The organism is Anoxybacillus sp. FSL W8-0382 (genome assembly GCF_038003845.1).
GTDB classification, from domain to species: Bacteria; Bacillota; Bacilli; order Bacillales; family Anoxybacillaceae; genus Anoxybacillus; species Anoxybacillus flavithermus_G.
The window spans coordinates 790,889-816,491 of the sequence record NZ_JBBOPX010000001.1 but is presented as its reverse complement, the minus strand read 5'-3'; the positions used below and the strand labels follow the sequence as shown (position 1 = coordinate 816,491).

The 25,603-nt window shown below is 43.2% G+C and carries 17 protein-coding genes, 1 other RNA gene, 3 pseudogenes and 1 other annotated feature; of the genes and pseudogenes, 4 read left to right on the top strand and 17 right to left on the bottom strand.

Annotation, left to right across the window (positions count from 1 at the left end; translation table 11 throughout):
• Positions 1 to 8: 8 nt before the first annotated feature.
• Positions 9 to 1,385, bottom strand: a complete 1,377-nt coding sequence (locus NSS60_RS04270; RefSeq protein WP_192952533.1) for an ISLre2 family transposase — start codon at positions 1,383 to 1,385, stop codon at positions 9 to 11.
• 289 nt (positions 1,386 to 1,674) lie between these two features.
• Here NSS60_RS04270 and NSS60_RS04265 point away from each other — a divergent pair.
• A pseudogene (locus tag NSS60_RS04265) lies at positions 1,675 to 2,710 on the top strand (protein rep).
• 223 nt (positions 2,711 to 2,933) lie between these two features.
• Here the strand turns inward: NSS60_RS04265 and tnpC are convergent.
• Complete coding sequence (tnpC, locus tag NSS60_RS04260; RefSeq protein WP_340720665.1) at positions 2,934 to 4,382, bottom strand: IS66 family transposase; 1,449 nt, start codon at positions 4,380 to 4,382, stop codon at positions 2,934 to 2,936.
• 93 nt (positions 4,383 to 4,475) lie between these two features.
• Positions 4,476 to 4,712 (bottom strand): annotated as a pseudogene (locus NSS60_RS04255) (ISL3 family transposase); the annotation flags it as partial.
• A 257-nt stretch (positions 4,713 to 4,969) separates the two neighbouring features.
• Here NSS60_RS04255 and NSS60_RS04250 point away from each other — a divergent pair.
• Positions 4,970 to 7,528 (top strand): helicase C-terminal domain-containing protein, encoded by a 2,559-nt coding sequence (locus tag NSS60_RS04250; protein WP_340720664.1) that lies wholly within the window; start codon positions 4,970 to 4,972, stop codon positions 7,526 to 7,528.
• A 20-nt stretch (positions 7,529 to 7,548) separates the two neighbouring features.
• Here NSS60_RS04250 and NSS60_RS04245 read toward each other — a convergent pair whose 3' ends face one another.
• The 6 genes from NSS60_RS04245 to NSS60_RS04220 form a co-directional block, all read right to left on the bottom strand.
• Positions 7,549 to 8,427 carry an IS982 family transposase gene (locus tag NSS60_RS04245; protein WP_192952536.1) on the bottom strand — a complete coding sequence of 293 codons (879 nt, stop codon included), beginning with the start codon at positions 8,425 to 8,427 and terminating at the stop codon, positions 7,549 to 7,551.
• An 85-nt stretch (positions 8,428 to 8,512) separates the two neighbouring features.
• On the bottom strand, positions 8,513 to 9,259 hold the full coding sequence (locus NSS60_RS04240) for a tRNA threonylcarbamoyladenosine dehydratase (protein WP_340720663.1): 747 nt from the start codon (positions 9,257 to 9,259) through the stop codon (positions 8,513 to 8,515).
• A 112-nt stretch (positions 9,260 to 9,371) separates the two neighbouring features.
• Positions 9,372 to 9,564: non-coding RNA, 6S RNA (gene ssrS, locus NSS60_RS04235), on the bottom strand.
• A 50-nt stretch (positions 9,565 to 9,614) separates the two neighbouring features.
• Positions 9,615 to 11,393, bottom strand: a complete 1,779-nt coding sequence (gene aspS / locus NSS60_RS04230; protein ID WP_340720662.1) for an aspartate--tRNA ligase — start codon at positions 11,391 to 11,393, stop codon at positions 9,615 to 9,617.
• A gap of 11 nt (positions 11,394 to 11,404) precedes the next feature.
• Positions 11,405 to 12,676 carry a histidine--tRNA ligase gene (gene hisS, locus NSS60_RS04225; RefSeq protein ID WP_004889292.1) on the bottom strand — a complete coding sequence of 424 codons (1,272 nt, stop codon included), beginning with the start codon at positions 12,674 to 12,676 and terminating at the stop codon, positions 11,405 to 11,407.
• Between the two features lie 52 nt (positions 12,677 to 12,728).
• Positions 12,729 to 12,956 (bottom strand) — a binding site (T-box leader).
• A 52-nt stretch (positions 12,957 to 13,008) separates the two neighbouring features.
• Positions 13,009 to 14,376: an N-acetylmuramoyl-L-alanine amidase gene (locus tag NSS60_RS04220; RefSeq protein ID WP_192950900.1), complete on the bottom strand. Its 1,368-nt coding sequence runs from the start codon at positions 14,374 to 14,376 to the stop codon at positions 13,009 to 13,011.
• 132 nt (positions 14,377 to 14,508) lie between these two features.
• Between NSS60_RS04220 and NSS60_RS04215 the strand changes: the two genes are divergently transcribed.
• The gene (locus NSS60_RS04215; protein ID WP_164875839.1) at positions 14,509 to 14,682 is read left to right on the top strand and encodes a hypothetical protein; all 174 of its coding nucleotides are present in this window, start codon (positions 14,509 to 14,511) and stop codon (positions 14,680 to 14,682) included.
• 36 nt (positions 14,683 to 14,718) lie between these two features.
• On the opposite strand, the gene dtd is transcribed toward NSS60_RS04215, so the two are convergent.
• The 7 genes and pseudogenes from dtd to NSS60_RS04180 all read right to left on the bottom strand — a co-directional run bounded on the left by dtd (position 14,719) and on the right by NSS60_RS04180 (position 23,267).
• Positions 14,719 to 15,159 (bottom strand): D-aminoacyl-tRNA deacylase, encoded by a 441-nt coding sequence (dtd, locus tag NSS60_RS04210; protein ID WP_004889288.1) that lies wholly within the window; start codon positions 15,157 to 15,159, stop codon positions 14,719 to 14,721.
• Positions 15,160 to 15,173: 14 nt separating this feature from the next.
• Positions 15,174 to 17,372 (bottom strand): RelA/SpoT family protein, encoded by a 2,199-nt coding sequence (locus tag NSS60_RS04205; RefSeq protein WP_004889286.1) that lies wholly within the window; start codon positions 17,370 to 17,372, stop codon positions 15,174 to 15,176.
• 99 nt (positions 17,373 to 17,471) lie between these two features.
• A complete protein-coding gene (locus NSS60_RS04200; RefSeq protein ID WP_004889284.1) occupies positions 17,472 to 17,984 on the bottom strand; it encodes an adenine phosphoribosyltransferase in 513 nt (170 codons plus the stop codon).
• A complete protein-coding gene (gene recJ / locus NSS60_RS04195) occupies positions 17,950 to 20,310 on the bottom strand; it encodes a single-stranded-DNA-specific exonuclease RecJ (protein ID WP_004889282.1) in 2,361 nt (786 codons plus the stop codon). The genes NSS60_RS04200 and recJ overlap by 35 nt, the downstream gene beginning before the upstream one ends.
• Before the next feature lie 53 nt (positions 20,311 to 20,363).
• A pseudogene (locus NSS60_RS04190) lies at positions 20,364 to 20,645 on the bottom strand (cation transporter dimerization domain-containing protein); the annotation flags it as partial.
• A gap of 1 nt (position 20,646) precedes the next feature.
• Entirely contained in the window at positions 20,647 to 22,893 is a 2,247-nt protein-coding gene (secDF, locus tag NSS60_RS04185; protein ID WP_004889278.1) for a protein translocase subunit SecDF, read from the bottom strand.
• Between the two features lie 95 nt (positions 22,894 to 22,988).
• A complete protein-coding gene (locus tag NSS60_RS04180) occupies positions 22,989 to 23,267 on the bottom strand; it encodes a post-transcriptional regulator (RefSeq protein WP_216366178.1) in 279 nt (92 codons plus the stop codon).
• Between the two features lie 85 nt (positions 23,268 to 23,352).
• Between NSS60_RS04180 and spoVB the strand changes: the two genes are divergently transcribed.
• Positions 23,353 to 24,876 (top strand): stage V sporulation protein B, encoded by a 1,524-nt coding sequence (gene spoVB, locus NSS60_RS04175; protein WP_004889275.1) that lies wholly within the window; start codon positions 23,353 to 23,355, stop codon positions 24,874 to 24,876.
• Here spoVB and NSS60_RS04170 read toward each other — a convergent pair whose 3' ends face one another.
• The gene (locus tag NSS60_RS04170) at positions 24,877 to 25,518 is read right to left on the bottom strand and encodes a DUF421 domain-containing protein (protein WP_004889274.1); all 642 of its coding nucleotides are present in this window, start codon (positions 25,516 to 25,518) and stop codon (positions 24,877 to 24,879) included.
• Positions 25,519 to 25,603: the final 85 nt, after the last annotated feature.

Here is a 25,603-nt window from a genome sequence, read left to right as displayed (position 1 = left end):
ACCTTTTTTTACCATACCCTGAGTTCAGACAGGGCATGATAGATCGGTGTCCCGGACGATTGCTGTAAATATGGCACGTTATTCCGCGTGATCTCCGGCCAAAGACGGCGGACGCGTTGTTTCGCCTTGTTCACGATCGTCTGTTTGGTGGATGCCGTCGACGCCGTTTCCTCCGCCGGCTGCGACGATTCTTCTCCTAAACGACGTCCGAAAAGACGAATCCCATCCACCCGGGCAATCATTGCCTTGAAAAACGCCCTGAGTCCCTTGTCTGTCCAACTGCGGCGGTATTTCACCCGATACACCAACTGGCTCATCACGCTTTCAGCCCTCCCCATCGGATACATGCCCGTTGTGTCCACTCCTTGCTCCCTCAGCCATTCCCGGTAATCACGGATGCATCCCGGCATCGATTCGATCCGGTGGATCAAGGCAGCCAGCTGTTGTTCTTTCGCTTCGTCCCCCAGCGTGCCGAGGGCGCTGTTCAGTTCCACAAGCAACCCCTCTTCATCCTGCTTCGCCAGCTTTTGCCGAATCGCCTGCCACCGTGGATGGCCCGAGAGGCATTGGCGCAACTCACGCGCCACGTGGAATCGATCCAATTGAAAGCAGACCCGTCCCTTGAAATACTCCCGGCACGCGGTAATCCATGGAGCGCCGTCCCCGTTGATGACAAGAAGATCCCGACACGGATCATAGGCATATTCGTTCATCAAAAATTCCTCGAAGCCTTCCCACACCTCCCTCTTGCCCTCATGGACGTAATGGCGCTGATTGACAAATTCGATCCGTGAGCCGTTGCGCTTCCACCCTTCGTGAACGGTCAGGATTTTGTCTTCCTTGGCCCGTTTTCCCTTCCCTTGGCGGGAAACAAACAGTCCATCGGCCTCCACAAACAGCACCCGTCCATATCGCTGGTCAACCGGGCAGTGCAGCGGAGCTTCAGCTTCGAGCACCAACTGGCGGATCGCCTCATGGCTCATCACCGGATACCCGACCATCTGGGCAAGCGTACGAGCCGCTTTGCGATAGAAAGAGCACTCCACCGCCAATCCCACCGCCGTTTCTTCTAGACAAGGGCTGATTGACTGCGATCCATCAAACGCGAGAAAGGAATCCAGCAAAAATGTGTAACGGTTTTGTTCTCGATCCAAATAGTAGTTCCGCACAAAGGTGACTTCGCCAAACAAGGTTTGAATCGTGGTGCGTCGTTTGTCTTTCAAGTGGTACCGGCGCTTGTCCCGGGTTTCCGCCAATTGTCGGTCGATGTCCTCCAACAGAGCCGTAAACAGCTCGGCGAAGGCGTTTTGCAAGGTCCGAAACAAATCAAGTTCGATCTCTTTCCATGTCAACGAATTTGTGGTAAGATGTTGTTGAATATTCATGGGACTCTCTCCTCCTGTTTGATAGTGTGGCAATGATCATCTTACCAGGGAGAGAGTCCTTTTTTCATGTTTCCTGCTTGGGATCCTACCGCGCTTCGCTTGATACTATATAGAAACAACTACGTTTTAATACTATATAGAAACAACTACGTTTTAAAAAAAGGGCTCAAACCCTTGATACGACTGGCTTTAAGCCGATTTTTTAGGGTGGATAAAAGAAAACCCCTATGGTAGAGTTAAAAGTGACCAAACTCAAAACTCAATATCCATAGGGGGTTCTTGTATTATCATGTACAGAAATCATACCATTGAAACGTTCGATAACGCAACTACAAAAATATTGGTAGATAAGACAAAGACGGGCAAACAGCGCGATTGGCAAGGGAAAAAACGTCGGTCGCAATTAACGGCAGAACACTTTGACAAAGCGGGCTTAGAGCGAAAAGCCGAAAGAATGAATGAATGTGCAGACACGCTTGTTTTCAAAAGCACGCCAGAGGGCTTAAAACTTTATCAAGCATGGTTCTGTAAAGTGAGGTTGTGTCCGATGTGTAATTGGCGGCGGTCACTCAAAATTGCGTACCACAATAAGAGGATCGTAGAGACGATAAACGAGCGCGAAAAGGTACGTTGGGTGTTTTTGACCCTTACGGTTCGCAATACGGACGCTGAGAGCCTTCCAGAGACGATTAAAGCTATGTTTAAGGGGTTTCAAAGGTTAACAAACTATAAAGGCCTTTAAAACGTCCGTAAAGGGGTATTTTAGGGCTTTAGAGGTCACAAAGAACCGAGACCCTGAAAGTGAATCATTCGGAACGTATCACCCGCATTTTCACGTTTTACTGGCGGTTCCTCATACATACTTTAAGAAAAAGGATTTATATATTACACAGGACGAGTGGACAAGCCTTTGGCAAAAGGCGATGAAGATAGATTATAAGCCTATCGTTCACATACAACGAGTAAAACCCAAAGAAAAACTCGATGACTTAAAAGGCTATGAAACTCAATTTAAAAAAGCTATGAAAGAACAAAATGCGATTTTAGAAGTCTCTAAATATCCGGTCAAAGATACGGACGTCATTAAAGGGAATAAGGTCACGGCCGAAAATGTGGAAACCGTTTTGGCGTTAGACAACGCCTTGGCAAATAAGCGGTTAATCGGTTATGGCGGTCTGCTGAAGCAGATCCACAAGGAACTGAATTTGGGAGATGCCGAAAACGGTGATTTGGTTAATGTGACGGGTGAGGATGAGGTCGCCAATGGCACATTTGACGTGATTGCAAGATGGCATGTGGGGTTAAAAAATTATGTGATAGAGTGAAAAAGAGCATTCCAGAAGGAGTGCTCTTTTTTTGGTTTAACTATTAGCTTTTATTTCATTTTCTAACTCTTCAATTTCTAAATGCCATTTATCTCGTGTACTATACAAAATTTCACACACAAATTTTGAAAAGGAATCTTTATTTTGATTGTAACTATTCACCCCGATAGTAGTATGTAAAAAAGCCCAGCACAAATAGGGCATTTCGGTCATAGAAAATGCCCTAGGTAGCGGAAAGAACTCGATCGATCGTTTCGCCTGCCAACAGAAGACATAACGAATCCCACACGTTTTTTTCGTGTTTCGTCAGTGTGGAAACGATGCTTCTTGTGATACAAAAAGACTGGGCGAATGTTTCTTCGCGAAACGTACCCGAAATGTTCTCTTTGACTTTAACCATGCGAAGATCGCGTTCGGCTTGGTTGTTGTCAAAGGGAACATGTACTTCACGTAAGAAACGCAGCGCTTCTTCCTTTCGTTTTTGAAGGCGTCGAACAAAAGCGAGTGCTTTTTTCGGAAGAGGCGTCTTCGCTTCCAATCGATGTTGTGCTCTTTCTAGGATGCGATCATACACTCGTTCCCACCGTCTCGCTTCTTCTTCGGAAAGTGCACCGTGATGGGCTTCGACGGCTTGCTTGGCGGCTAACAGAAACGTGGTCATGCGCATCGCCCACGTATGCCCTTGTTCGATGAATCCTTTTAACTCACGCAAATGGTGGGCATGACAAAGGGCATGGGTGGCATGTGTGTATTTCGGATACGTACCGAACCCATCGTGCATCATCGTCCCTTTGTATTGTGGAAGAATCCCGATCTCATCCGTTGCTTTCTTTCCACGAGAAGCGTGAGAAGCCAAGTATGTATATCTCGATGTACACGCGACATGCACCCATGCGAGTTTCCCATTGATGCGCAAACTTGTTTCATCGACATGCAGGATGTTGGATTCAAGTAAGGCGTCTTCGATGATGTCCATATTCGATTCTAGCGCTTCGCGTCCTCGTTTCACCATATTGGCAAGGGTTCCTGTACTCATCGAGTGTTGATATAACGCTTCGATTGTATCACTTAAACGCTTGTAAGGGATCAATTGGATATGATGTAAATAAACAGCGAGCGCCGTGAGCCGTGGACCGTATTGCACATGATTCGTGACATGGGATGGGAATTCGGCTTGTTGAACACATCGGCAATGTGGACACGATTTCACTTCACGTTCATGTTGTGTCACCTCGATCGGCACAGGAGGGACATCAAACACTTGACGGATATCGACTTTGAACGATTTGACTTCACGCAAAGAAGCCCCACATCCTTGACACGTATGCACACGGTGGACGACACGATGATGTGGATGTTCCACTTGACGGAGCGTCGTTCCTTGATGTCCTTCTTGTCCGCCTGGCTTGTTGCCAGATGGTTGACGAGAAGAACGTGTGTTGGCAAAACGGTCAGAAGATGGGGGCAAATGGCTATTAGAGCTGTTTTTTTTCGTGCGTGCTTCCAGCTCTTGAACGCGATACTTGAGTTGTTCATTTTCTTTGCGTAGCTGTTTGTTTTCTTTCAACAGTTGCTCAATGACTTGTTGTTGGTGAGTAATGGGCTGCTTTTGTTGTTGGACTTTGCTGATTAAGCTCTCAACTGTAAATACAGCTTGTTGTACCGTCAACATGCGATTCACCTCCTTGTCTATCAATATTCACATCATAGACAGGAAAAGCAAAAAATATTCAGCTCACTTTATGATGTGGCTGAATAGTTACCTACAACGTCTGCGCTCGATAGGAAGTTCGATCCAAAAAATCCCTATTCGCTGAGCATAGCCATGCATCCATTGCTTCTTTTTGTCTGTCATTTTGATCGTGCGCTTCAAGCAGACAGGACATAACGGGCATTGTTCGGGTAGAGAAAGTTCGAAAATCCAACGTTCCCCTTCTTTTCGCACCTTTTGAATCAAAACATCTGGTAAATCGATGAGTTCTTTGATAAACTGAGAGTACATGCGAATTTCCCTCCATAGTTTGGTTTGGTCACCTTTACCATACAGGAAAATTCGCATTTTTTGTACCCTCTATTTCCTCTATGCACACCTACCTTAAATGATCAAGTACAACTTGTGGTGAAGAGCCAAAAGTTTTGAGAGTTGTTAATAAATAGGCAGGAAAATAACGGCATAGAATAGTATTTTATGTTGGGGTAAATGATGGAAAATGAGGAATGTTACATGTGCAAAAACGAAATAAAAGGGGGATGTGAATAATGAGTTTTAAAATTCCGGGAAGGGACAAGCATCTGCCTGCAGACATCATTAATTTATTCCATCGCCTTGGCAAGCTCGAACGGATGTCCTTGCAGCAAGGGGAGTCCCTTAAGGAATATGAAGCGATCCGAAATGAGCACTCAGATATTGCGATAGAGATGCCCGCGGGTCATGGAAAAACATTGGTTGGCGGTCTTATTGGCGAGTTTAACCGGCTTACAAAAAATTGGCGGGTCGTCTATGCTTGTGCAACACGTCAATTGGCGCATCAGACGTATGAGTTGCTGAAATCATACGGCATTCATGCAGTTGTCTTGGTCGGGGAAAGCGATCATTTCAATGCTGCAGATTACGGGAAATATGCCCGATCCGCAGCGATCGCTGTGACAACGTATTCTCATATTTTTAATATTAATTCAAGTTTTTCTGATGCGAATCAGATCATTTTTGACGACGCCCACGCCGCGGAATATTCGATCTACGGATTTTGGAGCTTGTCTGTCAGTCGTAAGCGAAATCAAGGGATCTTCGATGCTTTGTTTGCCACATTAGGGGATGCGGTGGCCAAACATGTGCAAGATAAAATTATACACGGCACATACGACCCCCTTACTGACGGTGTAGACATCGTTCCACAAGCCCTATGGCTTCCAAAAGAGGATGATATTCGCGAACTCCTGGATGCGAAAGTGGAAGGTACTAATTTGTATTATTCATGGAGCCGAATCCGTTCACATCTGCACGCCTGCCAGATCTATATTTCGCATTCTACGATCGTCATTCGACCGGTATTGCCTCCAAACTTACGGCATCAACCATTTGGCAATGCCCAGGAACGTATTTACATGACGGCTACGATAGGTAGTGGAGGAGAGTTGGAGAGAATATTTGGGGTTCCGTATATCCATAAGATTTCGAAATTTGATTCCGGAGCCAATAAGGTGTCTGGGCGACGTCTCATATTGTTTCCGGAAGATCATTTTGAGCCAGATGAACTGCCGAATGTTCTTGCTGGAACGATCCGGATGCAGCCGAGAGTTCTTGTGCTTTGTCCTTCCCAATCTGCCTTAGATGATATGGAGGAGACTCTAAAGCGTGTCGTTCCGGAATATGAACTGTTCTTTGCTAAAGATGTTGAGGACAATATGACGCCGTTTACATCCTCTTCCAAAGGAATTCTACTTTTAGCCGGCAGATATGAGGGGATTGATTTAAAGGATGAGGATTGCCGTCTCCAGATATTTTACGATCTTCCGATTGCCATGGGATTGCCTGAGCAATTCCTTCAGGATCGTTTAAAAGCGACGGAAATTCTAAAAAACCAGCTCGTTACCCGTGTCGTCCAAGGTTTGGGACGATGCACGAGGGGTACCCAAGATTATGCTGCTGTACTTTTCCTCGGTAGGCGTGTTGGGGAGTATTTATACAAGGATGAATTCCGCAAGATGCTACCGGCAGAAATTGATGCCGAAATGACGTTTGGGTTTAGCCAGATTGATTACATCAAAGATTTGGCTTCATGGAAAGAGGCACTTCAGGTTTTTTTCGAGCAAAACGAAACCTGGCAAGCAATTGAAGATTATATTATCTCCGAAACGGATAACAAAAACGCGGACCGCACAAGTAACTCTGCTAATGCAGTTATTTTAGAAGCAGTACAGCATGAGATAGGATACCTATATGCGTTGTGGGATGAGGAATGGGAGAAAGCTCACCAACATGCGGATAAAGTGTTACAAGCGTATGGTCGTAACGATAAATTTAAGGGTTATCGCGCGTGGTGGAATTATCTCATTGCATGTATTGGTGTTCTACAGGGAGATGCCAAGAAAGCGACGGAATATCATAATAAATCCATTCAAGCGGCCCCTTATAAGCTGTGGCTCGATAAGCGCGTTTTTGATGAGCGGCTCATTGAAAACAATGTATTCCCGGAACCGTTGGAGCTACAAATCAACGCGATCCTCGCGAAGCTCGAATCTTATGGTGATCGTGACAAGAGGTTTGAAAAGGATTGGAAGCGGATTTGGAATGGCCTACGGCAGAAAGAAGCAGATCACTATGAACCGGCATTCCGTGATTTCGGTACATTCCTTGGGTATCAGACTGAACGCCCGACCGGCAAAGGAACGCCTGACAGTGTGTGGCAACTTGCTTCGACTTGGCTTGTATTTGAGCTAAAAACGAACATTGAAAATGCTGGAGGGGCTATACCGCTTGAAGATATCCGGCAGACAGGTTTTCATGATAAATGGGTAAAGCGTAATCGTAATCTTGGGGACGATGCAGAAGTTACAGTCGTGCTGATCTGTGCAAAGCAACATGTCGAAGAATATGCTGCGCATGCTACGGAAGGGATATTTCTGCTGGATCCGTCAGTCATTGAAGATATGGCTTCAAGGTTGGAAATTATTCTCCGAACAGTCCTGCAAAAATTAAAGTATTCGACGTACGAAGAAGCTCGGCTTACCTTGGGAAAATCTCTGCAGGAGCAAGCGTTAGATTTCTTTAACTTGCAGGAAATCTTTCGTCAGACTCAATTAAAAGATGTGTTATAACCCGTGGTGCTAGTTGAGCGCTAGCGCTCAACTAGCCCTAGTGTGACCAGCGAATAGGCTAACAATATGCCGTCGAGCGCTACTTCAAATCCGATCATGGAATTCGCTCGAATCTCTGTGATCCGGTATTGGTCAACCAGAACCGAGAACACCGTCTCGATCACTTTGCGTTTTTGTTGGATCCACTTCTCCCATGCCTCGGACGGGCGATGTTTCTGGTTTTTTCGAGACGGAGTCCAAAGCGCCATTTGGTATTCTTCGTACAGCCTTTTTTGCAAGTCACGGCTAATGAACCCTTTGTCCCCTAAATTAAAGGGATGAGGAATTTGAGTCATGACGGTTTCCGCTGCGGTTCGATCGTGACAGGACGCCTCCGTTACCACGTACCCCATCGGCAGTCCTTGGTCAGTCACTTGAAGATGAAGCTTAAATCCGTAGTACCACTGCTTTTTGGACGCACAAAGCTCGATGTCCGCGATTCCTTGAAATCGTTTGACACGGTACATTCTTGCGACATGGCACAACTCGATCGGCATACTGTCTACGACCGCATAGGCGCGGTGTTGACCACGTTTGGCTAGCTCATGGCGAATCCATTTGATCGCAAAGCGCAGCGCTCGACAACGACGATGGTAGCGAGAACGTTCGAGAAAATGTCCATCCGTAAACAAGTTCCCAGTCACAAAGCGATGCCATGCACGTTCGGAAGAGAAGCCAAGCAGCTTTCCTAAAAGATGAATCGCAATGATCACCGCATCTTCTTGTTTCACCAAATGACGATTGCGGCGTCGAAGATAGAATGGAATTTGTGACAGCTGAGAAGAAACAAAAAAGAAAATGGCTGCATATTGTTTTTGAATCTTTGCTTGATCTGTAGTAAAATGAAAGTGCTCTTGCATGGGGATTCTCCTTTCGAATGTTGGATCGCACTTTCATTCAGGAGATCCACAAGCAAGGGCTATTTTTATGCTTACTCGATTTTATCTAGCACCACGGGTCTTTTAATAATTGTTGTACGACGTGCGCCGCCATAATGAGACCTGCGACAGATGGAACGAACGCATTCGATGACGGCGGCATTTTTGCCTTACGAATGGTTGCCTCATCATTTCCTACTTCTTTTCGCACGTCCTCGCGAATGACAATTGGACTTTCATCCGAGAAAACAACAGTGATGCCTTTTTTAATTCCTTCTTTCCGCAATCTCGTGCGAATAACTTTTGCAATCGGGTCCGTATGTGTTTTTGAAATGTCAGCGATGCGAAAACGGGTCGGATCCATTTTATTTGCCGCACCCATGCTCGAGATGATCGGAATATCGCGCTCTAAACATTGTTTCATTAGATGAATTTTATACGAAATCGTATCCGATGCATCAATGACGTAGTCAATATCGTACGAAAAAATTTGTTCATACGTCTCTTCTGTATAAAACATTTTTAACGCAATGACTTCGCATGCTGGATTAATGTCTGCGATGCGCTCTTTCATCACTTCTACTTTCGGACGCCCAACCGTTGATAACAGCGCATGAATTTGACGATTGACGTTTGTAATGTCAATATCATCCTTATCGATTAAAATAAGACGCCCCACACCTGAGCGAGCAAGTGCCTCAACCGCAAATGATCCGACACCTCCAATGCCAAGAACGGCCACTGTGCTTTCGCTTAATTTTTTTAAACCTTCTTTCCCGATTGCGAGTTCATTACGAGAAAATTGATGTAGCATGTTTTGCCTCCCATATGTAAGTATTTCAATCGGATATACATGCATTATGGCACAAAAAAAGCCTTAACGTAAAGCATGTTCTTTACGTCAAGGCTTTATTCATTTTTGTTTCCTAAGTCCCAATCGTGCCGTCGCTGATGGCCTTTGTTTTGAACCCGCTCTCTCACAGGTGGGTGCCCTGTTTCAAGCTTATGTACGTCCTCTCTATGTAAATGAGGCATGTACGCCACCTGAAAACCCGGGCTCCCGTATCACACATTGTTCGGTCAAAACAATAGGTGATACGACAAACACATCAGGACTTCGTGTTATTTGTATGTTAACACACTTCGAACGTATTTGCAACGTTACAAATTTAGTCTACTTTTTGAACGTCTTTAATTCGCAAATGTAATTCTTCTAATTGCTCTTCGCTAACTGCACTTGGCGCTTCCGTTAACAAGCAACTCGCGCTTGCAGTTTTCGGAAAGGCAATCGTATCACGTAAATTCGAACGCCCCGCAAGCAACATGACAAGCCGGTCTAATCCAAGCGCAATTCCCCCATGTGGAGGCGTACCGTATTCAAACGCTTCTAGCAAAAAGCCAAACTGTTCACGCGCTTGTTCTTCAGTAAAACCGAGCGTTTTAAACATTTTTTCTTGTATATCCCGCTCGAAAATACGGAGTGAGCCTCCACCTAGCTCATATCCATTTAACACAAGATCGTACGCTTGTGCACGAATGCTTGCTGGGTCTGTTTCAAACTTTGGCACATCTTCACGAACAGGCATCGTAAACGGATGATGCGCTGCATAATAACGACCTTCTTCTTCGTCGTATTCAAATAGTGGCCAATCTGTAATCCATAAGAAATGAAACGCTGATTCGTCAATCAACTGTAAATCTTTCCCTAACTTTAAACGCAATGCACCAAGCGCATCGGCAACAACCGATTTTTTATCAGCTACAAACAACAATAAGTCGCCTGCTTCTGCTTCAAGTGTTTGCATCATTTGTTTTTGTTCATCTTCGTTAAAAAACTTAGCAATTGGACCTTTTAAACCGTCTGCTTCAACTTTCAACCAAGCTAACCCTTTGGCTCCATAACGAGCGGCATATTCCGTTAGCGCATCAATATCTTTACGCGAATATTTATCCGCTGCACCTTTAACGTTGATCGCCTTCACTTGTCCACCGTTTTGCACCGCGCTTGCAAACACTTTAAACCCGCAATCTTTCACTTGCTCGGATAAATCAACAAGCTCAAGTCCAAAACGCGTATCTGGCTTGTCCGAACCGTAACGCGCAATCGCTTCATCGTATGACATGCGCGGGAACGGAATAGAGATGTCGACTCCTTTTGCGACTTTCATGACGCGCGCCATCATTCGCTCGATCATTGCTAAAATATCGTCTTGACTCATAAACGATGTTTCAATATCGACTTGTGTAAATTCTGGTTGACGGTCAGCACGTAAATCTTCATCGCGGAAACAACGAGCGATTTGATAATATCGTTCAAAGCCAGCGACCATTAATAATTGTTTAAAAATTTGCGGCGATTGTGGTAACGCATAAAACTCGCCTGAATGTACACGGCTTGGCACTAAGTAATCGCGCGCCCCTTCTGGCGTACTTTTCGTTAAAATTGGCGTTTCTACTTCTAAAAAGCCTTCTTCGTCTAAAAAGTCGCGAATCGCTTTCGTTACTTGATGGCGCATTTGAAACGTCTGGAACATCACCGGGCGACGCAAATCTAAGTAGCGATATTTTAAGCGAACGTCCTCGGATACATCTGTTTTATCTGAAATCGGAAACGGCGGCGTTTTCGCTTGACTTAAAATCGTCACGTGCGTCGCATGCACTTCAATTGTTCCATTCGGTAAATTCGGATTAACTTGTCCTTCTTCGCGTTGAACGACCGTTCCTTCTACGTCTAACACGTATTCGCTACGAATTGTTTCCGCTACTTGTAATGCTTCTTTTGACACATCTGGGCTAAATACAATTTGGACAATGCCTGTACGGTCGCGCAAATCGATAAAAATAAGCCCTCCGAGATCGCGACGTTTTTGCACCCATCCTTTTAAGCGCACCGTTTGACCGATCGCCATATCTGTTACTTCTCCACAATAATGCGTCCTTCCGAACATACTTTCCCCTCCTATTTCAATACGTGTTTCATATGTGAAATAAATGTGTCAAGAGGCACTTCTTGCTGTTCTCCCGTTGCCATATGTTTGACGTTAATGACACCTTTTCGCAATTCATCTTCACCTAAAATTGCAACATACGTCGCATGTAAACGGTCTGCGGCTTTAAGCTGTGCTTTCACTTTTCGATCTTGATAATCTTTTTCTGCCGAAATACCTTCTTTACGTAGCGCAGCAACGAGCGCAACCGCTTCTTCTTTCGCTTGTTCTCCTAAAGCTACAACATAACAGTCAATTCCTTCTGAAATCGGTAACGAAATGCCCTCGGCCTCTAATGCAGCAAGCAAGCGCTCAATGCTTAAAGCGAATCCGATCCCTGGCGTTTCCGGTCCGCCAATTTCTTGAACGAGACCGTTATAACGCCCACCGCCACATAGCGTCGTAATGGCGCCAAACCCTTCTGCCTCGCTCATAATTTCAAATGCCGTATGATTGTAATAGTCTAAACCGCGCACAAGCCGTGAATCGACTTCAAATGCGATGCCAAGCTTCTGTAAATACATTTGTACTTTTTCAAAATATGTGCGCGACTGTTCATTTAAGTAATCAAGAATCGATGGAGCAGTACGCATCAGTTCGTGGTCACGATCTTTTTTACAGTCTAAAATGCGCATTGGATTTTTATGTAACCGCGCTTGGCAATCATCACAAAACTCATGAATGCGAGGTTGGAAATGATCGATGAGCGCTTGGCGATGCGCTTTTCTACTTTCAACATCACCTAAACTATTGATGACAAGTTTCAGCTTTTTTAATCCGAGCGTATGGTAGATGTCCATCGCTAAAGCGATGACTTCAGCATCAATCGCAGGATCGTTACTTCCAAGTGCTTCGACACCAAATTGGACGAACTGACGAAAACGACCTGCTTGCGGACGTTCGTAACGGAACATCGGCCCCATGTAATACAATTTCACTGGCTGATTCGGGTAGCCATACATTTTATTTTCAACAAATGAGCGAACAACTGCTGCTGTTCCTTCTGGACGAAGCGTTAAACTTCGACCGCCACGATCTTCAAATGTGTACATTTCTTTTTGAACAATATCCGTTGTATCACCGACACCGCGTAAAAACAGCTCCGTATGTTCAAAAATGGGGGTGCGAATTTCTTGATAATTGTAACGACGGCAAAGTTCGCGCGCAATGTGTTCAATATATTGCCATTTTGCTGCTTGTTCGGGCAAAATGTCTTGCGTTCCGCGCGGAATTTGAAACGACATATATTTCCCTCCTTCAGTTTTTATGCAAATAAAAATCTCCCACCCCTAATAAATTAGGGACGAGAGACGAGTTCCCGTGGTGCCACCCTAGTTGAAGCGCATGCTTCCACTTTCATCCGATAACGCCCGGAAAGCGTTCTCTCCTACTAACTGACGCGTTCAAAGAGAAACCTACGGAGTGTTCGTTCGTTAAGTCATCATGGAGAAATGCTTCCAGCCTATGGCATTTCCTCTCTGGCCATGTGTACTCTTAACTACTTTTCTCCATCATCGGCGAGATGTTGAATTTTCTTTTTATATTACGTACGAACAAACCATTTGTCAAGATGACCCTATTTTCCGAAATACTGAAGCAATCCATTACAAATCGCCTCTGTCGCTGCTTGTTGATAGTCTTGTGACATAACAAACAACTCTTCATTCGGATTGCTTAAATAGCCAAGTTCAAGCAATACAGAAGGGCGACTATTTTCACGCAACACATGGTAATTACCACTTCGAATCCCGCGTTGCTGAATGCCTGTTAGACGGCTCAGCGGATCAAACATCGCATTAGCGAGCGAACGATCAATTGATTTATAGTAATATATCGTTAAACCACTTGCCGTGCGGTTTAATGCGCTATCGTAATGAATGCTAATAAACGCATCTGCTTGATGTTTCCCCGCTATGTAGACACGCTCACTAAGCGATAAAAAGCGATCATCTTCGCGTGTGAAAATGACGTTCGCACCCATTTGCTTTAGTTTTTCACCTAACAACAATACCGTTTGTAACGTTAACATTTTTTCCATCGTCCCGTTGACACCTGTTGTTCCGTGATCTTTTCCACCATGTCCTGCATCAATAACAATCGTTTTCCCTACAATCGTTTTTTGAGAAGGCGCAGGTCTCTTTGTTACTTGAACGATCCATTCTGCGACATAACCGATCGTTTGTGCATCTACTTGTATGACGTACCATCGTCCTTCTTTTCGAATGACTGCAAACTGATCACCACGTTTTGCTTTAGTAATGATAGAGGACTGTGTTGAAGCAGCAGAACGAATATTTGTATTGTCATATAACATTTGGACGTACGTATTTTGTTCTGCATTTTGTTCTGTATTTTGTTCTGCATTTTGTTCTGTATTTTGTTCTGTATTTTGTTCTGCATTTTGTTCTGTATTTTGTTCTGTGTTTTGTTCTGTGTTTTGTTCTGTGTTTTGTTCTGTGTTTTTTTCAACATTTGCTATGTATGAGCGATGCACCCAACCTTCTTTTCCATCCCAACGCACATACATCCAATCCCCTTGTATCATCGTTGTCGTTCCTTTTTCGTTACGATTGACATACCCGATGATCGCATACGTCGTTCCTGGTCCTTTACGAAGTCGTAATCCGTCTGCTTGGCATACAACAAGTTGTTGTATTTGTTTTTTCTTTTCCATCTGTTCGTTTTGCATTTGCACATATTTACCGTACACCCAACCTGTCCGATTCGAAGCGAGCCGAATTTGCAACCATTCCCCTCGCTTTTGAACGACAGCATATTGCTTTCCTTTCGCTACTTTTCCTTGCATCGGAAATGTCAATCCCGGACCTGTTCGTACGTTTAATCGGTCAACAACGATGCGCACGTTCATTGCTGCTGTCGCAGTTTGCACGATGAGCAGCAAACAACAAAAAACGAACAATGACGCCATAAGCGATTTTTTCATGTTGCAAATCCCCCTACGTTGTCAGTAGTCGCTATTTTATTTCTTCACAAACAAAAAAAATCCTTCTTTGAATGAAAAGGTAGAAAAATTGGGAATAATACGAAAGACATTTGATGCGAAAGGAGATTGATCATGCGCCATAGTGAAAAAGGGGAATTTATTCATTCACAATCCCCACTTATGCACGTCGATTTTCATTCATTTATTCAAAAAGAAAATGATCTCACATCGTTTGAACTCGCTTCTGAATTCGGACTTTCTCTTCGTGACGTACAAAAAATAAAAAAACATTTAGCACGAGGATAAGAAAAAACCGGGCTCGTCCACATGCGAGCACGGTTTTTATTTGCTTTCAACGATGAGCGTCACAGGACCGACGTTCGTCAACGTTACATCCATCATCGCACCAAATACACCTGTTTCTACACGAATTCCTTTTTGACGCAATTGTTCATTAAACGCCTCATAAATGTGTTTCGCGTGTTCTGGTTTTGCTGCATCCATAAAGTTCGGTCTTCTTCCTTTGCGACAGTCTCCGTACAGCGTAAATTGCGAAATTGATAAAATCGCTCCACCAACATCTAAAAGGGATACGTTCATTTTTCCGTGTTCATCTTCAAATATGCGCAAATGAGCAATTTTATCGGCAACAAATGCTGCATCTTCCTCCGTATCATCATGCGTAATGCCAACTAGCAAAACAAGCCCAAAATCAATTTCTCCGACTACTTCACCAGCTACTGTGACTTTTGCATCTTTTGCGCGTTGAACGACAACTCTCATGGCGACAACCCTTTCTAATTCATGATCCGTCTAACTGAATAAATATCTGGAATTTGTTTAATGCGCTCCACCACTTTTTGCAAATGACTGACATTATGAATAAAAATCGTCATATGAATGGTCGCCATTTTATTACGATGATCCGTTCTTCCAGATACAGCAGAAATGTTCGTTTTCGTCTCATTGACAGCTTGCAACACTTCGTTCAGCAAGCCACGTCGATCATATCCAGTAATTTCGATGTCGACTGTATATTCCCGTTGACAGTTTGCCCCACTCTCCCACTGCACAGGAATAAGTCGCTCTTTTGCTTCTTCAACAAGCACGTTCGGGCAATCGGCACGATGAACAGAAACGCCACGTCCTTTTGTAATAAAACCGATAATTTCATCGCCAGGCACCGGATTACAACAACGTGACAAACGAATAAGTAAATTGTCTACTCCTTCCACGCATACACCAAAATCGCGTTTTTTCATTGGTGTGATGGTTTTCGCCTCTTGGAGCATGTCCGACAAGCGTTTCGCCTGTTCTTCTAAATCGCGTTGTTTTCGCCACTTTTCAGTTAAACGATGCGCGACTTGAGCAGCGGTAATGCCGTTATATCCAACAGCAGCATACATATCTTCTTCGTTAGCAAAATTAAATTTTTCCGCTACCCGTTTCATATTTTCAACAGTGAGCACTTCTTTGACATCAAAACCCATGTTGCGAATTTCTTTTTCGACAAGCTCTTTTCCTTTTTCAACGTTTTCTTCACGGCGTTGCTTTTTGAAAAATTGGCGAATTTTATTTTTCGCATGTGATGTTTGGGCGATTTTTAACCAATCCTGACTTGGACCATATGAATGATTGGACGTCAAAATCTCAACGATGTCTCCCGTTTGAAGAGGATGATCGAGCGGAACCATTTTTCCGTTCACTTTTGCTCCAATTGTTTTATTTCCGATTTCTGAGTGAATGCGATACGCAAAATCAATCGGCACCGAACCGGCTGGAAGCTCAATGACATCACCTTTTGGAGTAAAAACAAACACCATATCGGAAAATAAATCCATTTTCAACGTTTCGACAAACTCTTCTGCGTTGTTCGTTTCGTTTTGCCACTCAACAATTTCGCGAAACCATGCTAGTTTTTCTTCAAACGTATTCGGTCGAATCGTCTTTCCTTCTTTATACGCCCAATGGGCAGCAATTCCAAATTCCGCAATATGATGCATCTCAAACGTCCGAATTTGCACTTCAAGCGGTTCGCCTTTTGGTCCGACAACGGTCGTATGAAGCGATTGATACATATTTGGCTTCGGCATGGCAATATAATCTTTAAAACGCCCAGGCATCGGCTTCCAACATGTGTGAATGATCCCGAGTACCGCATAACAGTCTTTAATGCTTTCGACGATGATGCGCACAGCAAGCAAATCGTAAATTTCGTTAAATTGCTTATTTTGCAAAACCATTTTCCGATAAATGCTGTAAATATGTTTTGGACGTCCAGAAATTTCGGCCTGAATCCCGACTTCCTGTAACCGTGCACGCATTTCTTGGATGACTTCTTCTAAATATTGCTCACGTTCTGCCCGCTTTTTCTTCATCAAATTGACGATGCGATAATATTGTTGCGGATTTAAATAACGGAGCGCTGTATCTTCAAGCTCCCATTTAATTTTTGAAATTCCAAGCCGATGGGCAAGCGGAGCAAAAATTTCAAGCGTCTCATTCGCAATCCGGCGTTGTTTTTCGATCGGCAAATGTTTTAATGTGCGCATGTTGTGCAAACGGTCCGCCAACTTAATTAAAATGACTCGTATATCTTGCGCCATCGCTAAAAACATTTTGCGATGATTTTCTGCTTGTTGTTCTTCATGCGATTTATATTTAATTTTTCCGAGCTTCGTTACACCATCAACGAGCATCGCTACTTCTTTTCCAAATTCTCTTTCTAAATCTTCTTTCGTCACATGTGTATCTTCAACGACATCATGTAAAAATCCAGCCGCAATTGTCGCAGGGTCCATTTCTAAATCGACTAAAATCCCTGCCACTTGAATTGGATGAATAATATACGGCTCCCCAGACTTCCGATATTGCTCACGATGCGCTTCTTTCGCAAATTCATATGCCCGTTCAATAAACTGTACGTCGTCTTTCGACAAATAACGGCTCGCCTTTTCAATCACTTGTTCCGCCGTTAATACTTGTTCATTTGCCATGCAATCACCTTTTATTCGTATTTACAATATTATCTTGAAAATTTTTTCAAATGTAAAGAGCAATGATGCGAAAAAGAGGAGCGTTTTGCCCCTCCTTCATTAAAATTGCATTAGCGTCAAAATATCGTATCCTTTTAATTTTTCGCGACCTTCTAAATATGTTAATTCAATTAAAAATGCAATCCCAGCGACAATGCCGCCGAGCTGTTCAACGAGCTTAATCGTCGCTTCAATCGTGCCACCTGTCGCTAGCAAGTCGTCTGTAATAAGAACGCGCTGTCCTGGCTTAATCGCATCTTTATGCATCGTTAATACGTCCTTGCCGTATTCTAAACCGTATTCGACACGAATGACTTCGCGAGGTAATTTTCCTTCTTTACGGACAGGGACAAATCCAACGCCGAGCGCATAAGCAACTGGACAACCGATAATAAAACCACGCGCTTCTGGTCCAACAACGACATCAATTTTCTTTTCACGTGCGTAGTTGACAATTTGATCCGTCGCGTATTTATATACTTCCCCTTTGTCCATAATCGTTGTAATATCTTTAAATTGAATTCCTGGTTTTGGGAAATCAGGAACAATCGTGACGTATTGTTTTAAATCCATTGACATTTTCCTCCTCATACAATGAATCAAACCAACGTTTCAGTTGGGAATAAGATGAGTATAAAAACATATGCTCGAGCTCTGCCTGCGCTTGTTTCAGTCGGTAAGAAGGCGATTCCGTTAAATCCCGTTTTTGGACATCGCAAACTAAAGAAACGATTCCGTTTTCAACAGTTATAAAGCCAAGTTCTTTAAACACTTGAATCATAAACAAAATCGTTTCTTTTGTCCATCCGCGCGAGCGAGCTAAGTCATCAGCGTAACGTCGCACATCAAACGGACTACGCTTATGCAAAAATGAATATAACCACTTAAAATGTTCACGCGTTGGCAATACGCTAAAGAAGTGATTCTCCCTTTGATAGAATAACGCATAAATGCGTTCGGGTAAACTACAACTTAATAAAACTTTAACGATTTGCTGTGACGGAGGCAAATCAAGAAAAACAATATACTTTCCACTTACATCAATTATCGCTTCTTGTTCGTTCGACACATATACAATTTCATCTGCATATGCCGACAATTGCAATGCGTCTACTGTGTCGCGATGAAAAGCGATCAATAACCGCTTTTCTTTCGGTAGCGACGCCATGAACTTACTTGGATGACGAATATGACGCATATCAAACAATTGCCACTCATTCACTGCTATATCTTGAATCATTAACTGTGGCTTTCGAAAGTTGTTCCATTCGTTAATAGCAAGTTCTCCTACGACCGAAAGATGAACGTCCGGTGCAATTTCGTCACCGATGTTGCCAAAACCGAATCCGATCGCTTCTAACGTTTTTCCATCTTCCGTTAACAACAATTTTAAGTGGTTTTGATCCGTTCCAATTTTTCGCAACGTATCGAGTTGCACATGTTGGAAAAGGACACGTGGCTTCGGATTCCCCATTCCAAATGGTGCAAGCCGATTCATTTGTTCGATAAGTTCAAGCGAAACGTCTGGGATGGAGCAACATAAATCGATGTGAGTGATAGGAATGAAATGTTCGTCCGTTAATTGTTGCTCCGCTGCTTCGTTTAGGCGACGACGTAATTCATCTACATCATGAAAAGAAAGCGTCATTCCGGCCGCCATCGGATGCCCTCCAAAATGTGGCAAAATATCGCGACAGTTTGACAAGTTCGCAAATAAGTCAAATCCCTCAATACTTCGCGCTGATCCTTTGGCTATTCCTTTTTCTTGATCAATGCTTAACACGATCGTCGGACGGTAAAACTTTTCGACTAAACGAGATGCCACAATGCCAATAACACCGACATTCCATCCTTCTTTCGCCACAACTAATACACGATCATCTCTATAATGTTGCTCGACAAGTTGAATCGCTTCTTCGGTTATCTCGTTAACAAGTTGTTGACGTTCGCGGTTCATTGCATCAATTTGCTCCGCTAGCATGTCCGCTTCGTGTGCATCTGTCGTCAACAACAGCTGAACAGCTGGATCAGCGCAATCGAGACGTCCGGCGGCATTAACGCGCGGACCGATCATGAAAGCAATCGTATCTTCTGTCACAGCTGTATGTGATACGCCACATTGTTTACAAAGTGCCTGTAAACCGGGACGGTTCGTTTGACGAAATTGTTCAATGCCCAACCGAGCGAGTAAATGGTTTTCGTCTTGAAGCGGAACGAGATCGGCAATTGTCCCGATTGCAACAACGTCCAACCATTCATACGGCACGCGCCCGATAAGCGCATGAGCAAGCTTAAATGCTACGCCGACGCCAGCTAAATGTTTAAACGGATAATTCGGACTTATTTTCGGATGGATCGTTGCGTACGCTTCCGGTAGTACCGGACCAGGTTCATGATGATCGGTAATAATTAAATCGATCCCAAGCTGTTTCGCTACGTTGGCTTCATGTAAAGCAGAAATGCCTGTATCGACTGTAATGATAAGCGAAACACCTTGTTGTTTTGCTAGTCGAAACGCTTGTTCATTTGGTCCGTATCCTTCCGTAAAACGATTCGGAATGTAAAAAGACACATTCGCTCCTTTTTCTCGTAATGCGCTGACCATGACGACTGTACTGCTTACTCCATCGGCATCATAGTCACCGAAAATGAGAATATGTTCATCGTTTGTAATCGCTTTCTCTATTCGCTCAACCGCTTTTTCCATATCGTTTAATAAAAATGGTGAGTGAAATGATTGCTTTCGCTCAAAAAAAGAACGAGCGGCTTCAACGGTATGGTAGCCGCGGCTAACAAGCAATGAAGCAACGAGCGGAGTGATATGTAGCGCTTGCGCAATCATTTGCACTTGTTGCTCGTTTACTTGTTGAATATTCCAACGGGTTTTCGATGCTAACATGTCATTCACCCCTCAACCTTTTTATTATACAAAACAATAGGCTGAGGGGCAATTCATTGTTCATCGTACGGATTAATATGCACCATCACATTATGCACTTGCGGAAACGTCAGTAGCTTTTCTTTCACTCTTTTCCCGATCTCATGCGCTTCTAAAACTGTTAAATGTGGTGACACAGCAATTTTTAAAACGAGAAGCGAAACGAATAGCCCTGCAACGGGATCTGCATAAACGAGCCATGGTGCATATAATGTTTCACCTAACATCTCGGCAACAATACCAATGCATGCAGCAATCGATGAGAACACATCTGAACGATGCTCGTACGCATTGACGTTATACTTCTGGTTCTGCTTCTAGTTGGTCGCGTTTTTGTGTTCCTGTTTTCAATTGTTTTGCTTTCCAAACAACCCATAGTTGTGAAGCAATAAATAGCGAAGAGTAAACACCACAAACAAGCCCGACTAATAAAGCTAAATTGAAATTGCGAATCGAATCGCTTCCGAAAATCAACAGCGCAATAACGGTAAAAATAACAGTTAATACCGTATTAATGGAGCGAGTAAATGTTTGTTGCAATGCTTTGTTCACGATATCTTTTAAATCATCGACTGTTTTCACTTTTCGTTTTTTCATGATATGGCGAATACGGTCAAATGTAACGATCGTATCGTTAATCGAATAACCAATAATCGTTAACACCGCAGCAATAAACGTTAAATCGACTTCTAAACGAGTTAAACTGAAGAAAGCAACGACCAGAAAAGCGTCATGCAATAGCGCAATAATAGCGGCAAGCGCCATATACATTTCAAAGCGAACAGTTACATAAATAATAATGCCAACAGAAGCAATTAAAACGGCGATAAATGCATTGCGCGCTAATTCTTTTCCGACTGTCGGCGACACTACGCTTACGTTCGGTTCTACCCCGTATTTTTCTTTAAAATGCGATTTTAACTTTGAAATTTCTTTTTGATCAAGTACCCCGAGAAAACGAACGATCGCCATGTCGTTGTTATTTCCAGACAGCACGACATCTTTTGGCTCTAAATGTAATTCATTTAATTCGTCCTTCACTTCTTCAATTGTAAGCGGCTTTTTGCTCATTAAATCGACGCGCGTCCCACTTGAAAAGTCAATGCCTAAATTTAATTTTGCTGTCAACAGCAATACGACTCCAATAATAGTAAGTGCTCCTGAAATAGCGAAAAATAGTTTGCTTCGTTTTACAAAATCGAGCCGTTCAAACTTTGTCGGCACGTCTGTGTCATCTGTCACTTTCGCAATATCTAATATGTCTTTCGGATTGACGCCAAAATAGTGCGGTTTTTTATCGAATAGGCGGCTTTTCACAAGCAAGCCAAGCAATAAGCGCGTACCGTATATTGCAGTAATAAAGCTCGCTAAAATGCTGATGATGAGCATCGTCGCAAATCCTTTTACCGAGCTCGTCCCATATGCAAACAACACAACACCAGCGATGATCGTTGTAATGTTCGCATCTAAAATCGTTCCGAAAGAACCGCGATTTCCGATGCGATATGCTGACATAAGCGACTTTCCGAGCTTTAATTCATCTTTTATTCGCTCATATGTAATGATGTTAGCATCGACTGCCATGCCGACGCCGAGAATAAGAGCGGCAATCCCTGGCAATGTCAGTACACCGTTCATCCAGTCAAAAATGAGCAAAATGAGATAAATGTATATGCTTAGCGTGATTACTGCCACAATTCCTGGCAAGCGATAAAAAACAATCATAAATATGAAGATGAGCGCAACGCCAATAATTCCTGCTAAAATGGTTTCTTGTAGCGCTTGTTCACCGAACTGGGCACCGACCGATGTTGAATAAATTTCTTTTAACTCAACAGGGAGCGCTCCTGCGTTTAATAAATCAGCTAATTGTTTTGCTTCTTCAACAGTGAAATTTCCAACGATTGAAACATCTGTCTGGTTGAACACTTCGTTCACTTGTGCTGCCGAAATAAACTTCGGATGCTCTTTTCCTACTTCTTTTGCGTATGAGTCAACACCTTCTTCGAAATCGAGCCAAATGACAAGCACGTTGTTCGGTGCCATACTTAATACTTTTTGTGTCACTTCTTTAAACTTGTTGGCGTCTTTTAATTGAATTGCAACGCTTGGTTTCCCTTTATCGTCAAACGTTTGTTTCGCGCCCCCTTCAACGAGGTCGCTTCCGTCCATTAACACGTTATCATGCACGTCACGAAACGTTAATTTTGCTTCCGTCGATAAAATTTCACGGGCCTTATTTTGGTCTTTCACACCTGCTAATTGAACGCGAATACGATTGTTTCCTTCGACATCAATGCGCGGTTCGCTCACTCCGAGCACGTTAATGCGTTTATTTAACGCACTCACTGTGCTAAGCAATACATCTTTCGTAATTTTTTCTCCTTCTTTTGTCGGCTTCACTTCGTATAAAATTTCGAAACCACCTTGCAAGTCTAGGCCGAGCTTAATATTTTTCACAATTTTCTCTGCTGTTAATCCCATCATGCCGCCTAGTAAAACGACAAGAAGGAAAAAAGCAATGATGCGACTACGTTTTACCATATAAATCCTCCTCTATTCTGGCAGCTGCCAGAATTTTTACCAACAAAACAAATTATGAATGACAGTACACTTTCTGTCAATTTCCAAACGAACAATTAAAACAATTGTTCTAACTCGGAGAGCCCTTCTTCTGTAAACCAATGATCATGTTTTTGTTCCTTTTGAACGACATATGCCATGTAATCACTTGCACGCAATGATAAAATGTCGTTAACAAGTTCAAACAGCCGCTTTTCTTCTTTGTTTTTTTTCCATTTTTTCACCATCAAACAATTCCATACATCTTCAATCGTCGCTTGCTCATAACCGAGCAATTTTAGTTCATCTACTTTACTTTGTAGCGCTGGCATTAATTGTTTTCGATCCACATTCATCTCCCCCATTTTGTCATGCTTGGCCAACATGTGCATATATTTCATTGTATAAAAGATGACCTCATTTGAGAAGGTAGGGAGGAACATGTCAAAATTTTTGAAAGGAACGATCATTTTAATTGTTGCAGGATTGTTGACGCGCATACTCGGTTTTATTAATCGCATCGTCGTAGCTCGTCTCATTGGTGAAGAAGGCGTCGGTTTATATATGATGGCAGTTCCGACACTTGTATTAGCCATTACGATTACACAGTTCGGCCTCCCTGTCGCCATTTCTAAGCTCGTTGCGGAAGCAGAAGCTTTAGGTGACAAAAGAAAAGTAAAAAAAATATTAGTCGTGTCTTTATCCATTACAATTGTTTTAAGTATGATCTTTTTTCCAGCTCTACTTGCCATTGCGCCTGTTCTTTCTCAAACGTTATTTACAGATGCGCGCGTTTATTATCCGCTCGTTGCCATTGCACCAGTCGTCCCAATCGTCGCTGTATCTTCCGTTTTGCGTGGATATTTTCAAGGAAGACAGCAAATGAAACCATATGCGTATTCTCAATTGCTTGAACAAGCGGTCCGCATCACGCTTATCGCTGCTTTTACAACCGCTTTTTTGCCGTACGGCATCGAATATGCAGCAGCAGGGGCGATGGTTTCTTCGGTCGTTGGTGAGTTTGTATCGCTCGTTTATTTATTTATTACATTTAAACGAAAAAAGCCGATTCGCATTCGTTATCGCTTTTTCGCTTACGTAAAGGAAGGAAAGGATACGTTCGTTTCACTTATGCGCATTGCTGTACCTACGCTTGGGAGCCGAATGATTGGATCAATCGCCTGGTTTTTTGAACCGATCGTTGTAGCACAAAGTTTAGCGCTTGCTGGAATAACTACAGTCCATGCAACAAAACAATACGGAGAACTGACAGGATATGCGCTACCGCTTTTAATGCTTCCATCATTTATTACTTATGCACTCGCCACTTCGCTCGTTCCCGCCATTAGCGAAGCGGCTGCTCAAAAGCAACATCGCCTCATCGAGTATCGCTTACATCAAGCTGTGCGGCTATCCCTTTTAGCTGGAGGGCTATCGATTGTTGTGTTGTACGTATTGGCGGAAGAAATAATGCAATTGATGTATGGTGCGAATGGAGCTGCAATTTTTGTGAAAGTGATGGCTCCGTTTTTCATCTTTTATTACTTGCAAGGCCCACTGCAAGCTGTATTGCAGGCACTCGACTTAGCGAAAGAGGCAATGATCAATAGCTTCATCGGAGCAATAATAAAAACAGCGCTCATTTTTTGGCTTGCTTCCCAACCGTCGCTTGGCATTATGGGGGCAGCCCTAGCGATTACGGTCGGCATTATGATTGTGACATTGTTACACGCTGCTACGATCGTTAAAGCGATTTCACTTTCTTTGTATGTGAGACAATATGTCGCTCATTTGATTATCATCGTTTCCGTCGCAACAATTGGACATGTGCTCGTTCCGCTTTTGCCTTTTTCATTGCCTATCAAAACGATTGTCGCAATCATCATCATGACGGCCATATATATCGTTCTTGCGCGATTGTTTCGTTTAATTCAAAAAGATGAATTTCGTCAGCTATTCCGCTAATTATTCATTCTTTTCGTCAATATAAAATGTTCCGTTTTCATGTGTACAATACGAAATGTGATCGATTCGTTCATATCCGCGCTTCTTCAGTTGCTCGATTAACCAGTCGCACGTTTGATTGATAAGCGCCAAATGCTCCTCTTGAATGACACCGTCTTTAATAAGCGGCAACGCTAAAGACGGTGTTTTCTTTTTTTCTTTTGTAAATACGGACAGTTTGCCAGATGGCTCTAAAATCGCAAATTCAACATCGGCAATGTTTTTAATATTTTTTTCACGCAATTGAATAAGCAAATCATCAAAGTTGTATCGTTGTTTCCGCATCGCTTTTTCATCAATTTTTCCGTTGTTAATAATGACTGTCGGTGACCCGTCAACGAGACGGCGAAATGTTTCGCTTTTTAAAGAAAAAAAAGCAAATGCAATTTGAGCGATCGTCAATACAATCATCGGAACAAGCGTGTGGAAAATCGGATCTTTCGGCTGTTCAATCGCAATGACCGCCATTTCGCCGATCATAATAAAAACAACTAAATCTAAAATGCTTAACTCACCGATCTCCCGTTTGCCCATGAGCCGAAAAATAAATAAAATGACGACATACAACAATAACGTGCGTAAAATGATCGTTACATACTCCAATTTGACTCCCCCCGTTTATTCGTACGTTTTTTATTCTAAACAAATGGACAATGGAATATGTTTGTACTAAATGCAGGAAGGAGGG